Genomic DNA, 13,512 nt, shown 5'->3' with positions numbered 1-13,512 from the left:
CGGCGGTTCCTCAGGGTGCTGACACGGCGGAGCCTGCGCGACAGCGTGCTGGGCGTCCTGATGCTCGCCGGGGCGATCGGCGCCGGGGTCGGGCTGGCCGTGGCCATGCTGCACGAGGCCGTGGTCTGGACGCAGTCCTTCGTCTTCTCGGTGGCCCACGGGCAGGATCTGGGCGAGGCCGCCCTGGCCGACCCCTGGCGGACCCTGCTGGTTCCGGCCATCGGCGGCCTGCTGCTCGGCGTGATGGTGAAGCTGGTGCGGCGCTGGCGGTCCAACGACATCGTCGATCCGGTCGAGGCGAACGCGCTCTACGGCGGCAAGATGTCCCTGATCGACAGCCTGCGCTTGACCCTGGCGACCCTGCTGTCCAACGGCTCCGGCGCGTCGGTGGGGATGGAGGCGGCCTACACCCAGGCGGGGGCGGGCATCGCCTCGACTCTCGGTCAGAAGCTCCATCTGCGGCGGGCGGATTTGCGCACGCTGGTCGGCTGTGGGGCGGCGGCGGCCATCTCCGCCGCCTACGGCGCGCCGCTGGCCGGCGCCTTCTACGCCTTCGAGCTGGTCATGGGCGGCTACACCATCGCCACGCTGGCCCCGATCGGGGCGGCGTCGGTCGCCGCGGTGGCGGTGGCGCACTGGCTGACCGACCCGTCCCCGGTCCTGTTCTTCGGCCGTCCGGTGGCGGTGGAGGGTTGGGACTATGTGGCCTGCGGGGTCCTCGGTTTCCTGGCCGGCTGGCTCAGCATCCTCGCCATGCAGGCGGTGACGGTGGCCGAGCGCGGCTTCCGCGCGCTGCCCATTCCCGTCTGGGGGCGCCCGGCGCTCGGCGGGCTTGCCCTGGGCGCGCTGGCTCTGGCGGTGCCGCAGGTGCTGGGGGCCGGACCCGGCGCCGACCCCTCGCAGCTGGCCCGCGGGTTGGAGGCCATGGCGGTCCTGCTGGTCGCCAAGATCGTCGCGTCGGCCCTGTCGCTCGGCTCTGGATTCCGCGGCGGGCTGTTCAGCGCCTCGCTGCTGCTCGGCGGGCTGTTCGGCGGGCTGGCCTATGGGGTGATCGAGCTGCTGGTGCCGGGGCTGGGGCTCGACCGGATGCTGCTGGTGCTGGCCGGCATGGGCGCGGTGGCCGCCGGCATCATCGGCGCGCCGGTCACCATGGTGCTCCTGGTGCTGGAGGCGACGCAGGATTTCTGGGCGGCGTCCGGCGTGCTGATCGGCGTCGTGGTGTCGACCACCGTGGTCCGGCAGGCCTTCGGCTATTCCTTCGCGACGTGGCGCTTCCACCTGCGCGGCGTGCCGATCCGCGGCGCCTACGACGTCGGCTGGGTGTCAGAGCTGACGGCGATGCGGCTGATGCGCGGCGACGTGAAAACGATCCTGACCACCCAGACGCTGGACACGCTGCGCCGCCTGCATCCGCTGGGCGCCGCCAAGACCGTCTTCGCGGTGGAGCCGGACGGGTCCTACGCCGGCATCATCGACATGGGCGCCGTGCACGACCCGTCGCTGGGCGAGGAGGACGCGAAGACGCCGGTCGGCGAACTGGCCAAGCACGCCGACGACTTCCTGCGGCCCGGCGAGGACGTGCGCAGCGTGCTCCAGCGCTTCTGCAGCGCCGAGGTGGAGGCGCTGCCGGTCCTGGCCTCGCCCACCGACCGGCGGATCGTCGGCTACGTCACCGAGGCCTACGCCCTGCGCCGCTACAGCCAGGAGCTGGAGCGGCAGCGCGGCGAGGAGCTGGGCGAACGCAGCCTCTACGGGCGGGACTGACCGCCCGTCCGAGGTCGGCGCTCAGTACACCTCCGGCACCCAGTTCTGCTTCGACTTCTTCGGCCGCTTGTAACCGTCGTCGCTCTGCCGCGGCGGCAGGTCCAACTCGACCGGGGCGATGTCCTGGTAGGGGATCTGCTGGAGCAGATGGTGGATGCAGTTCAGCCGCGCCTTCTTCTTGTCGTCGGCGTCGACGATGTACCAGGGCGTCAGCTTCTTGTCGGTGTGCTCCAGCATGGCGTCCTTGGCCTTGGAGTACTCGACCCAGTGCTTGCGCGATTCGAGGTCCATCGGGCTGAGCTTCCAGCGCTTGATCGGGTTGCGCATCCGCTCGGTGAAGCGCTTCTCCTGCTCCTCGTCGCTGACCGAGAACCAATACTTGACCAGGATGATCCCGGACTGGACCAGCATCTCCTCGAACAGCGGGCAGGCGCGCAGGAACTCCTGGTACTCCGCGTCGGTGCAGAAGCCCATGACATGCTCGACGCCGGCGCGGTTGTACCAGCTGCGGTCGAACAGGACGATCTCACCCTTGGCGGGAAGCTGCGCCACGTAGCGCTGGAAGTACCACTGGCCGCGCTCCTTCTCGGTCGGCGTGCCGAGCGCCACGATCCGGCAGACGCGGGGGTTGAGGCTTTCGGTGATGCGCTTGATGACGCCGCCCTTGCCGGCGGCGTCCCGCCCCTCGAACAGCACGCAGACCTTCAGCCCGTTGACCCGCACCCATTCCTGCAGCTTGATCAGCTCGAACTGCAGGCGGGCCAGTTCGTCGATGTACTTGACCTTCTTGCCGCCCTTCGCCGGCTTGCCGCCGCCCAGGTCGCGCCAGTGGGATTCGATGGCCGCGACCTCCTTGGCGTCGCGCAGCACCTCGCCGCCGGTGGCCGGAACGCCGAGGCCGAGATCCTTCAGCTTCAGCGCCTTGCGCTTCTTCCGCGGCTTCTCCTCCGCCCCGGCCCCGGAACCCGCCTTGACCTCGTCCATCGAACGCACCCTGCTTATTGTTGTCTCCACCAACCAACGCTAGGAGATGCCGGCGCGTCAGGCAACCGCCCGCGCGCCCACCGCGACGAAGTGACCGAGGCCAAGGGCGCCAGGGCGAGGAGACGGTCAGTCCTTCTCCTTGGTGTCGAAGGTCAGGTGGACGCCCAGCACCTCCGCGGCGATCCGGGCGACGGTCAGGTCGATGGGCGGCGGCGCGACGTTGACGCCCCGGCTCAGCGCCTCGGTCACGATCTCCATGACCTTCAGGCGGGCGTGCCATTTGGAGTTGGCGGGAACCGCCTGCCAGGGGGCCGTCTCGGTCGAGGTCTTCTCGAACATCGCCTCGATGGCCTTGGTGTAGTCGTCCCAGCGGGCGCGGTTGCGCAGGTCCTCCTCGGTCAGCTTCCAGCGCTTGTAGGGGTTGCTCAGCCGCTCGCGGAAGCGGTTGAGCTGTTCATCCGGCGTGATGTGCATGAAGAGCTTGATGATGCGGACCCCGTCGTCGGTCAGCATCTTCTCGAACTGGTTGATCTCGTCGTAGGCGCGCTTCCACTGTTCCTTCTCGGCGAAGCCCTCCACCCGCTCCACCAGCACGCGGCCGTACCAGGAGCGGTCGAAGATGGCGAAGGTGCCGGGGGCGGGCAGCTTGGTCCAGAAGCGGTAGAGGTAGTGCTTGCCCTGCTCCTCCGCCGTCGGGGTGCCGATCGGCCAGACGTGGAAGCCGCGGGGGTCGAGCGGTTCGGTCAGGCGGCGGATGCAGCCGCCCTTGCCGGCGGCGTCCCAGCCCTCGAACACCAGGATGGCGCGGCGCTTCTCGTGCCAATAGGTCTGCTGGATGTGCAGCAGGTCCTTCTGCAGCTTGGCGAGGCGGCGTTCGTAGTCGTCCTTGCTGCCGATGCCCTCCGCCGTCATATCGAGCTTGTCGAGCCGGATCTTGCCGTTTCCGTTGCCCATGCACGCACCTTTCGAAATGTCTGGCCCAAGTGTTTTGGCCCAAGTGTCAGGATTCGGAACCTTCGCGCTTCGCAGGGGTTGAGCGCGTGCGCCCCGCAGGGCGCGCGTTGCAACCTCGCGATGGTCCTTCCGGTGATGGTCCCTTGGCCGGTGACGGTCGTCCGGACGATCCACGGGAGGCGCCACGCTTGTCAACCAGCGGCGACCGGCTGGCGTGCCGCTGCCGACCAGGAGGATTTCCCCGATGGCCACCGCCGGACCGCGCATCTACAACCTGTTTCCCACGCTCGTCGGCCCGATGCGCGACTGGGCCGGGCATCTGCCCCGCATCCAGGGGATGGGCTTCGACTGGCTGTTCCTGAACCCGATCCATTATCCGGGCTTCTCCGGCAGCCTCTACGCCGTGAAGGACTATTACCGGCTGCACGACCGCATCCAGGGCGGCGCGCCGGAGCATCCGGACGAGCTGCTGCGCGGCTTCATCGCGGAGGCGGGGCGGCACGGCCAGTCGGTCATGCTCGACCTCGTCATCAACCACACCGCCAAGGACGCGATCCTGGTCGGCGAGCATCCGGACTGGTACCGGCGCGACGCCAACGGCGACCTCTACAGCCCGCGGGCCGTCGATCCGGTGGACCCGTCGCGGGTGACCATCTGGGGCGATCTCGCCATGCTCGATTACGAGCGGGCCGATGTGCGGGCGGGGCTGACCGACTACTGGACCCGTTATCTGCGCCATTACATCGGGCTCGGGGTGAAGGGCTTCCGCTGCGACGCCGCCTATCAGATCCCGGCGGATGTGTGGAAGACGCTGATCGACCGCTCCCGCGAGGCCGATCCGGAGGTGACGTTCTTCGCCGAGACGCTGGGCTGCACGGTGGAGCAGGTGCGCGACCTCTGCGGGGCGGGCTTCGACTTCCTGTTCAACAGCGCCAAATGGTGGGACTTCAAGTCCGACTGGCTGCTCGACCAGTATGACGAGTTCCGCTGGATCGCCCCCTCCATCACCTTCCCGGAAAGCCACGACACCGACCGTCTCGCGGCGGAGGTCGGCAGCCAGGACACCGAGCGGCTGGCCGCCCAGCTGAAGATGCACTACCTGTTCGCCGCCTCCTTCTCGACCGGCGTGATGATGCCGGTGGGGTTCGAGTACGGCTTCACCCGCAAGCTGGACGTGGTGAACACGACGCCCGACGACTGGGAGCAGCCGAAGCTCGACCTGACCGGCTTCATCGGGGCGGTCAACGCCATGAAGGCGGACAGCCCGGCGCTGAACGTCGAAGGGCCGCAGCGCCGGGTGACCTCGCCGCACAACCCGGTGATCGGGCTGATCCGCGAGACCAGTGGCTGGGCCAACGGGAGCGGGGAGGGCTGTTCCGTCCTGCTCATCAACCCCGACGAGAACCAGCCCCACGCCATCGACCCCGGCCCGCTGCTGGCCAGCAGCGGCGGCGGCTTCGCCGACTTCGAGGACGTGACCCCGGAGGCGGCGCCGCTGCCCTTCGAGCCGGGCCGCGACCTGCGCCTGCGCCCGCTGGAGATGCGCGTCTTCCGCGCCCGCCCGGCGCAGAGCCGCCCCATCGAACTGAACCATCTGGGCGAGCGCGGGGCGGAGCACGACGCCGGCACCCGCGCCTGGATGGACGAGCTGGCGGCGCGGCGCGTCACCATCGAGAACGTTTATCCGGAGCTGGACGGCGGGCGCTTCCCGGTCAAGCGGGTGGTCGGCGACGTGATGGAGGTGTGGGCCGACATCTACACCGACGGCACCTTCGTCCTCGGCGCCGCCGTCACCTACCGCCCGGTCGACGAGGAGGAATGGCGCGAGGTGCCCATGACCTTCTTCGACAACGACCGCTGGGTGGGCAAGCTGCCGCTGACCCGCAACACGCGCTACCAGTACAGCATCCTGGCGTGGCGCGACGTGTGGGAGAGCTGGCGCGCCGACTTCAAGAAGAAGCACGACGCCGGGCTGGACGTCGGGCTTGAGCTGATCGAGGGCCGCCGCTTCGTCGAGCACGCCGTGGGGCTGAACGAGGGCGAGGGCAGGGCCGCGCTGGAGCGGGTGGTCGAGCGGATGAGCAGCCTGCAGGGCGCGGAGCTGACCGCCTACGCCCTGTCGGACGAGCCGCGCCAAGCCATGGCGACCTACGGGGAGCGGCAGTATCTGTCCCGCTACGGCTGCGACCTGGAGGTCTATGTGGACCGCACCGCGGCCCGCTACTCCGCGTGGTTCGAGATCTTCCCGCGCTCGGCCTCGCCGGACCCGTCGCGGCCCGGCACCTTCGACGACGTGTCGAACATGCTGCCCTTCATCCGGGGCATGGGCTTCGACGTGCTGTATTTCCCGCCGATCCACCCGATCGGCCGCAGCTTCCGCAAGGGGCGCAACAACACGCTGAACCCCGGCCCGAACGATCCCGGCGTGCCCTACGCCATCGGCGCGACGGAGGGCGGGCACGCCGACATCGACCCGATGATCGGCGACTTCGAGGGCTTCCGCCGGCTGGTCAAGGAGGCGCGGCGGCACGGCATCGAGATCGCGCTGGACTTCGCCGTCCAGTGCTCCCCCGACCATCCCTGGATCAAGTCGCACCCGCAGTGGTTCTACTGGCGTCCCGACGGCACGATCCGCTACGCCGAGAACCCGCCGAAGAAGTACCAGGACATCGTCAACGTCAGCTTCTACCGCGAGGCCTACCCGGACCTGTGGTACGCGCTGCGCGACGTGGTGCTGTTCTGGTGCGACGAGGGGGTGCGCATCTTCCGCGTCGACAACCCGCACACCAAGCCCTTCCCCTTCTGGGAATGGATGATCCGCGAGGTTCAGGACCGTTTCCCCGACGCGCTGTTCCTGGCCGAGGCCTTCACCCGGCCCAAGCTGATGCGCCGGCTGGCGAAGATCGGCTTCACCCAGTCCTACAGCTATTTCACCTGGCGCAACACCAAGGCGGAGCTGACCGAGTATCTGACGGAGCTGACCCAGGGCGAGTCCAAGGACTACATGCAGCCCAACTTCTTCGCCAACACGCCGGACATCCTGCCGCCGATCCTGGTCCATGGCGGGCGGCCCGCCCACATGATGCGCGCCGTGCTGGCGGGCACCCTGTCGGGCGTCTACGGCCTCTACACCCCGTACTTCGTCTGCGAGGCCGACCCCTATCCGGGCAAGGAGGAGTACAACCACTCCGAAAAGTACGAGATCCGGCACTGGGACTGGAACAAGCCCGGCAACATCGTCGATTACGTCACGCGGCTGAACAAGATCCGCGCGGAGAACCCGGCGCTCCACAAATTCACGAACCTGAAATTCTACAACGCCTACGACGACAACATCCTGCTCTACGGCAAGATGACGGAGAGCAAGGACAACGTCATCCTGATCGCGGTGAACCTCGATCCGCACAACGGCCATGGCGGCACCATCGAGGTTCCGCTGTGGGAGCTGGGGCTGGACGACGGCGCCCATGTGCAGGTGGAGGACCTGTTCACCGGCCAGCGCTTCACCTGGATCGGCAAGTTCCAGCATGTCTGGCTGGACCCGCAGCAGAACCCGGCAGCGATCTGGCGCATTCGTCCGCCGGGGCGGTGACGGGACGGGGGAGCGTAGAGCCCCCACCCAACCCTCCCCCGCTTTGCAGGGGAGGGCTTTTCTCCTCCCCTTGCGCAGCGGGGGGAGGTCGGGAGGGGGGCCCGCCTCGCCCCACCGCCATCTCACCGAAACGCTGGCGTTCGCGCCCAACCCAAGCTAGAACCCGGCCGGTCCGTGGCGGTTCTTCCTTGCGGGGGACGGGTGCAGTACCGACTCGACGACGAGGCGTCCCTGTGTTCGATCGACATCCTGGCTCAGGCGGTCGAGCGCATCTGCGTCAAAGGCGTGCTGGAGCTGCGCATGCTGCGCAACGCGCTTCGCGAGGCCGCCACCAGCCCCACCCCCGACGCGGTCAAGTTCGCCTTCGCCATGTTCTCGCGGGTGGACGGCGACTACCGCCGTCTGATCGCGCACGAGGCGTTGACCCTCGCCACCGAGCAGCGGGGGCGCTACGCCGCTCCCCGGCCGCGGGCGGTGCGCCGCCCGCGGATGCCGTAGCTCGCTCAGGCCACCGCCGGCGCGAAATCCATGGTGGGCGTCACCAGACGTTCCACCGCCGGCCGGGCGAACAGATAGCCCTGCATCAGCGTGATCCCCAGATCGCGCAGCGCCGTCGCCTCGCCGGGCGTCTCGATGCCTTCCGCCACCGGGGTGATGCCCAGATCGCGGCACACGGTGAGGATCGCGCTGACGATGCTGCGGCGGGCGCGGTCGGTGTCGATCGAGCGGGTCAGCTCCATGTCCAGCTTGATGATGTCCGGCTGGAATTCGGCGAGCAGGTTCAGGCCGGAATAGCCCGACCCGAAATCGTCGATGGCGGTGTGGAAGCCCTGGCGCTTGTATTCGGTGAAGATGGACTTCAGGTGGGCGCCGTCCACCACACGCTCGTTCTCCGTCACCTCGAAGATGATGCGGTCGGGCGGGAAACCGGTGCGATTGGCGGCGGCCAGCGTGGCGCGGATGCAGGCTTCGGGCTGGTAGACGGCGTTGGGCAGGAAGTTGATCGACAGCCGGGTGTCGGGCTGCTGGCCCATGCCGAGGCTGGCGGCCAGCTCGATGGCCTTGACCCGGCAGGCCTGGTCGAAGGCGTAGCGGTTGGCCTCGGTCACCTGGCCCAGCACCCAGCCGGCCCCCTGGCCGTCGAGGCCGCGCACCAGCGCCTCGTGCGCCCAGGGCCGCCCGCCGCCGACATCGACGATCGGCTGGAAAGCCATGGTGAAGTCGAACCCCAAACCCTCGGTGCACAACCCGCCGCACCCGCCGCCCCTGATCCGCTCCGCCGTCATGCCCGTTTCTCTCTTGGGGTTATTCTGTGTTTAACTCTTTATAGTACGTATGTTGTCTCAAATTTATTCAACGCAAGGTGTGACATCGGGTCTGGAAATAGGGCCTATGACGTCATTACTCCGTTTTTCATTGTTCGGGTCTTCGTCACTCCGCGGCGGCTTTGCTGCGGGCCTGGATGGCGGACCATACGGAGAGCGGAGTCGCCGGCATGTCGATGTGGTCGATGCCGTAGTCCGACAGCGCGTCCACCAGGGCGTTGATGACCGCGGGCGGCGCGCCGATGGCCCCCGCCTCGCCGGCGCCCTTCATGCCCAGCGCGTTGGTGGTGCTCGGCACGCAGTTCAGCTTGATGCGGATGTCCGGCACGTCCACCGCGCGCGGCATCTGGTAGTCCATGAAGGACCCGCTGAGCAGCTGGCCGCTGTCCGGATCGAAGACCACCCGTTCCTGAAGCGCCTGCCCGATGCCCTGGGCGACGCCGCCATAGACCTGCCCCATGACCAGCAGCGGGTTCACCACCGTGCCGAAATCGTCCACGACGGTGTAGCCGACGACCTCCACCACCCCGGTGTCGGGATCGACCTCCACCTCCGCCACGTGGCAGCCGTTGGGGAAGGTGTTGGCCGGCGGGGTCCAGCGGGCCACCTCGGTGAAGGCGACGGGGCCTTGCGCAGCCGCTTTGGCGGCCACCTCCTTGAAGGAGACGCTGCGGTCGGTGCCGATGACGCTGAAGCGACCCTCGACGAACTCCACGTCCACCGTGGCGGTCTCCAGCAGGTCGGCGGCGACCTCGGTCGCCTTGGTCACCACCCGCGCGGCACCCTCGGCCAGCGCCGCCCCGCCCACCGGGACGGAGCGGGAGCCGCCGGTGCCGGCCCCCCAGGACACGCGGTCGGTGTCGCCCTGCACGACCTCGACATCCTCCGGCGGGACGCCCAGCCGGTCGGCGATGATCTGCTTGTAGGCGGTCTCGTGGCCCTGGCCGTTGGTCTGGGTGCCGATCATCAGGACGATGCGCCCGTCGCCGTTGACCTGCACCGTCGCCTGCTCGGCGCCGCCGCCCGCGCAGGCCTCGATGTAGGTGGCGATGCCCGCCCCGCGCAGCTTCCCGCGCGCCTTCGCCGCCGCCTTGCGGGCGGGCAGGCCGGCGTGGTCGGCCAGTTCCAGCCCGTCGCGCAGGTTCTGCTCGAACTCGCCGGTGTCGTAGGTCTGGCCCATCGGCGTGGCGTAGGGCATGGCGGCGGGCGGGATGAAGTTGCGGCGCCGGATCTCCGCCGGGCCGAGGCCGGTGACGCGCCCGGCGTGGTCGATCAGCCGCTCCAGCAGATAGGCCGCCTCCGGCCGGCCGGCGCCGCGGTAGGCGTCCACCGGCTGGGTGTTGGTGAAGACGCCCTTGACCCGCACATGGACCGCGGGCGTGGTGTAGGAGCCGACGAGCATCGCCGACCCGGCGTCGGTCGGGATGAAGGGGCCATAGTTCGACAGGTAGGCTCCGAGATTGGCGACCGTGTCCACGCGCAGACCCAGGAAGCGGCCGTCGCCGTCCAGCGCCAGCCGGGCGCGGCTGACATGGTCGCGCCCGTGGTCGTCGCTGAGGAATCCCTCCGTCCGCTCCGCCGCCCACTTCACCGGCCGGTTCAGGCGGTGCGCGGCGAACAGGCAGACCATGTATTCCGGGTAGTTGAACAGCTTCATGCCGAAGCCGCCGCCGACGTCGGTGGTGACGACGCGGAATTTGGATTCCGGCAGGCCGAACAGCTGGGCGAACTGCTTGCGCAGCCCGTGCACGCCCTGGCTGGTGACGTAAATGACCAGCCGTCCGGTCTCCGCCTCCACCGCGGCGAGGCAGGCGCGGCCCTCCATCGGGTTGGCGACGACGCGGTTGTTGACGATCTCCAGCTCCACCACGCGGGCGGCCCCGGCGAGCGCCGCATCCACCGCCGCTTCGTCGCCCTGCTCCCAGTCGAAGCAGAGATTGCCCGGCGCCTCGTCCCACACCCGCGGGCGGTCGGGCTCCAGCGCCTCCGCCGTGCCGGTGACGGAGGGGCGGTCGTCGTACTCGACCATCACCAGCTCCGCCGCGTCGCGGGCGGCCTCCAGCGTCTCGGCCACGACCACGGCGACCGGATCGCCGACGTGGCGCGCCCGTCCCTTGGCCAGCGCCGGGCGGGGCGGGGCGACGTAGGGGGAGCCGTCGCGCTGGGTCAGCGCCGCGGCGCAGGGGATCGGCTGGACGCCGTCCGTCTCCAGGTCGGCGACGGTGAAGACGCCGAGCACCCCAGGCTGCGCCGCCGCCTCCGCCGTGTCGATGCCGCGGATGTCGGCGTGGGCGTGGGGGGAGCGCACGAAGACGGCGTAAGTCTGGCCGGGAAGCGACACGTCGTCGGTGTAGCGCCCGCCGCCGGTCAGCAGGCGCGCGTCTTCGGTGCGGGGAACCGGCTGGCCGATGCCGAACTTCATCATGGGGCGGGGTCTTTCCTGTTACGCGGGCCTATGGCGCGGGGAGACACCCGGAGAAGATAGGCTGAGCCTCGGCCGGCGAAAACCCTCGGTAGGGCATAAGCCGGCGGTGGCGTGGGGGCACCGGACCACCTATTCTTAGGCCATGTGCGGACGCATGATACTCGCCACGCCAGCCGCGGAGGTTCAGCGGCTGTTCGGCTTCCCCGAACTGCCGAACCTCCAGCCCCGCTGGAACGTGGCCCCCACCCAGCCGGTGCCCGCCGTGCGGCGGGAGGAGGATGGGCGCCATCTGGTGACCCTGCGCTGGGGCCTCGTGCCCTTCTGGGCGGACGACCCGTCCATCGGCGCCCGGCTGATCAACGCGCGCGGGGAGACGCTGGCCGGGAAGCCGTCCTTCCGGGAGGCCTTCCGCAAGCGGCGCTGCCTCGTCCCCGTGGACGGCTTCTATGAGTGGAAGGCCGTGGGCAAGCGCAAGCAGGGCTACGCCATCCGCCGCCGCGACCGCGCGCCCTTCGCCTTCGCCGGCCTGTGGGAGCGCTGGACCGGCCCGAAGGGCGGGCCGGCCCCCGCGGAACCCCTGGAGACGCTGACCATCGTCACCACCACGGCGAATGCGGTATTGAAGCCGCTGCACGACCGCATGCCGGTGGTCCTGGACGAAACGGACTGGGAACTCTGGCTGGACCCCGCCGCCCCGCTGCCGGTGCTGGAAGGGCTTCTGAAGCCGGCGCCCGACGCGCTGCTGGAGGCCTATCCGGTGGGACCGCGCGTCAACAACGTGCGCAACGACGACGAGGCGTGCGCCGCTCCGCTGGAAGACGCACCGCCCGATGACGCACCGCCCGATGACGCGCCGACGCTGTTCTGACTGGCGCGGCCCTTTGGTGGCGCTTCTCGTGATTTTCTCAACCGGAACGGCGTATGCCCAGGGAGGGACGACCAAAGGCAAGGTCGCCAACACCCCCAACGAAACGCTAAAAGGGCAGGGTGTCGCCATGGAGGGCGATACGCTGTCCATCAAGGGGACGCCGGTTCGCCTGATGGGCATCGACGCCCCCGACGTCGGGCAGAAATGCCGGAACCGTTACGGGCACGAGCTGGACTGCTTCCGCATCGCCACCGCGGTGCTGGCGAGCCTGATCAAGGACCAGGAGGTGACCTGCACCATCGCCGAGCGGGACCGCAACGGGCAGCAGCTGGGCGAATGCCGGGTACTCGGCGTCGATCTGGGGGCGGCCATGGTGGCGCGCGGCTGGGCCTTCGCCTACCGCAGCCTGTCGCCGGCCTACGCCTCCAGCGAGGCCTTCGCGCAGAGCCGCCGGCTGGGCCTGTGGGCCGGTCAGGTGGAGAAGCCCTGGCAATGGCGGTCGCGCCAGCAGCGGGAGCAGGCGCGGTAGGTCCTGCGGTCCGGCTCGGCCATGTGGCCTCTGCCAACGGAGGAAGGAGGACTCGGCCTTTTTTTCGGTTCGCCCTCCTTGGGGGGCGTGATAGTGTTTCAGAGTGTTAACAAGTTATTAAACAAGCCGACCGGCCAGCGCCCCTCGGTGCCGAAGGCCGGACGGACCCACCCACCGGCGCGGAAGAACGGGTCATGCGAGTCTACGCACGCCAGCTTTACGATCATCTCCCCTACCTGCGCCGCTACGCGCGCGCGCTGACCGGAGCGACCGAACGCGGTGACGACCTTGTGACGCGCTGCGTCGAGGTCGCCGTGATGGCCCCCTCCCGCTTCGGGCTGGAAGCGGGCGCGCGGGTGCCGCTCTACGCCCTGTTGAATCTGCTGTTCGACGAGGACGGTGACGGGCGGCCCTCGCCGTCGCCGCACCCCATCGAACGGGCGCTGGCCTCCCTGCCGGAGGGCGAGCGGCGCATGTATCTGCTGATCACGCTGGAGGGGCTGACGGTTCCCGAGGCCGCCCAGGTGCTTCAGGTCCCCGCGCCCGAGGCCCAGGAGCGGCTGACCATTGCCCGCGACAAGGTGCGCAACGCCCTGACCCAGCGGGTGCTGGTGGTGGAGGACAACCCGATCCTGGCGATGGAGATCGGCTCGCTGGTCACCGACATGGGCCACGTCGTCTGCGGCACCGCCAACAACGAGCAGGAGGCACTGGAACTGCTGGAAGCCGAGAAGCCGACGCTGGCTCTGCTGGACGTCCGGCTGGCCGATGGCGGCAGCGGGGTGGAGGTCGCCCGCCGGCTGCGCCAGAAGCGGGCCATGCGGACCATTTTTGTCACGGCCTTCGACGGCGATCTGGAGGAGGCGGACGCCCGCCATCTCGGTCAGATCGTCCGCAAGCCCTTCACCAACGAGGCGATCCAGGCCGCGATCTCCCGCGCGGTCTTCATGCCGAGCCCGGTGGCTCTGGCGTAAGCCGCAGTCCGGCAGCTGCGGTCCGGCAGTTGCGGTCCGGATGCAAAAGCGAAAGGGCGGCCCCGTCGGGCCGCCCTTTGCGTGTGCGCTGTGGTGT

The 13,512-nt window shown here is 69.3% G+C and carries 10 protein-coding genes; 6 read left to right on the top strand and 4 right to left on the bottom strand.

What is annotated here, in order from left to right; genetic code table 11:
- Positions 1 to 15 precede the first annotated feature (15 nt).
- Complete coding sequence (locus tag TSH58p_RS06465) at positions 16 to 1,764, top strand: chloride channel protein (RefSeq protein WP_247874255.1); 1,749 nt, start codon at positions 16 to 18, stop codon at positions 1,762 to 1,764.
- Positions 1,765 to 1,785: 21 nt separating this feature from the next.
- Here the strand turns inward: TSH58p_RS06465 and ppk2 are convergent, their stop codons facing one another.
- Both ppk2 and TSH58p_RS06455 read right to left on the bottom strand, forming a co-directional pair.
- Positions 1,786 to 2,748, bottom strand: a complete 963-nt coding sequence (gene ppk2 / locus TSH58p_RS06460; RefSeq protein WP_199230220.1) for a polyphosphate kinase 2 — start codon at positions 2,746 to 2,748, stop codon at positions 1,786 to 1,788.
- Between the two features lie 126 nt (positions 2,749 to 2,874).
- Positions 2,875 to 3,702 carry a polyphosphate kinase 2 family protein gene (locus TSH58p_RS06455; RefSeq protein WP_109072145.1) on the bottom strand — a complete coding sequence of 276 codons (828 nt, stop codon included), beginning with the start codon at positions 3,700 to 3,702 and terminating at the stop codon, positions 2,875 to 2,877.
- Between the two features lie 244 nt (positions 3,703 to 3,946).
- On the opposite strand from TSH58p_RS06455, the gene TSH58p_RS06450 reads away from it, so the two are divergent.
- Positions 3,947 to 7,294, top strand: coding sequence for a maltotransferase domain-containing protein (locus TSH58p_RS06450; protein WP_109072144.1), 3,348 nt, complete (start codon positions 3,947 to 3,949; stop codon positions 7,292 to 7,294).
- Between the two features lie 201 nt (positions 7,295 to 7,495).
- The gene (locus TSH58p_RS06445) at positions 7,496 to 7,792 is read left to right on the top strand and encodes a hypothetical protein (protein ID WP_109072143.1); all 297 of its coding nucleotides are present in this window, start codon (positions 7,496 to 7,498) and stop codon (positions 7,790 to 7,792) included.
- A 5-nt stretch (positions 7,793 to 7,797) separates the two neighbouring features.
- Here TSH58p_RS06445 and TSH58p_RS06440 read toward each other — a convergent pair whose 3' ends face one another.
- Entirely contained in the window at positions 7,798 to 8,580 is a 783-nt protein-coding gene (locus TSH58p_RS06440; RefSeq protein WP_109072142.1) for an EAL domain-containing protein, read from the bottom strand.
- 145 nt (positions 8,581 to 8,725) lie between these two features.
- Positions 8,726 to 11,044, bottom strand: a complete 2,319-nt coding sequence (locus tag TSH58p_RS06435; RefSeq protein ID WP_109072141.1) for a xanthine dehydrogenase family protein molybdopterin-binding subunit — start codon at positions 11,042 to 11,044, stop codon at positions 8,726 to 8,728.
- A 154-nt stretch (positions 11,045 to 11,198) separates the two neighbouring features.
- Between TSH58p_RS06435 and TSH58p_RS06430 the strand changes: the two genes are divergently transcribed.
- The 3 genes from TSH58p_RS06430 (at position 11,199) to TSH58p_RS06420 (ending at position 13,415) form a co-directional block, all read left to right on the top strand.
- Entirely contained in the window at positions 11,199 to 11,912 is a 714-nt protein-coding gene (locus tag TSH58p_RS06430; protein WP_109072140.1) for an SOS response-associated peptidase, read from the top strand.
- Positions 11,913 to 12,039: 127 nt separating this feature from the next.
- Entirely contained in the window at positions 12,040 to 12,441 is a 402-nt protein-coding gene (locus TSH58p_RS06425; protein ID WP_014240031.1) for a thermonuclease family protein, read from the top strand.
- Between the two features lie 194 nt (positions 12,442 to 12,635).
- The gene (locus tag TSH58p_RS06420) at positions 12,636 to 13,415 is read left to right on the top strand and encodes a response regulator (RefSeq protein ID WP_109072138.1); all 780 of its coding nucleotides are present in this window, start codon (positions 12,636 to 12,638) and stop codon (positions 13,413 to 13,415) included.
- Positions 13,416 to 13,512: the final 97 nt, after the last annotated feature.

It is taken from the genome of Azospirillum sp. TSH58 (assembly GCF_003119115.1).
Taxonomy (GTDB): Bacteria; Pseudomonadota; Alphaproteobacteria; order Azospirillales; family Azospirillaceae; genus Azospirillum.
Note: the sequence above shows the minus strand (reverse complement) of the source record. Positions and strands in the feature narration are given on the sequence as shown.

Coding starts and splice junctions, on each gene's coding strand:
- ppk2 (WP_199230220.1), bottom strand. CDS start 2,748: ATGGACGAGGTCAAGGCGGGTTCCGGGGCCGGGGCGGAGGAGAAGCCG.
- TSH58p_RS06455 (WP_109072145.1), bottom strand. CDS start 3,702: ATGGGCAACGGAAACGGCAAGATCCGGCTCGACAAGCTCGATATGACG.
- TSH58p_RS06450 (WP_109072144.1), top strand. CDS start 3,947: ATGGCCACCGCCGGACCGCGCATCTACAACCTGTTTCCCACGCTCGTC.
- TSH58p_RS06440 (WP_109072142.1), bottom strand. CDS start 8,580: ATGACGGCGGAGCGGATCAGGGGCGGCGGGTGCGGCGGGTTGTGCACC.
- TSH58p_RS06435 (WP_109072141.1), bottom strand. CDS start 11,044: ATGATGAAGTTCGGCATCGGCCAGCCGGTTCCCCGCACCGAAGACGCG.
- TSH58p_RS06430 (WP_109072140.1), top strand. CDS start 11,199: ATGATACTCGCCACGCCAGCCGCGGAGGTTCAGCGGCTGTTCGGCTTC.
- TSH58p_RS06425 (WP_014240031.1), top strand. CDS start 12,040: ATGGAGGGCGATACGCTGTCCATCAAGGGGACGCCGGTTCGCCTGATG.
- TSH58p_RS06420 (WP_109072138.1), top strand. CDS start 12,636: ATGCGAGTCTACGCACGCCAGCTTTACGATCATCTCCCCTACCTGCGC.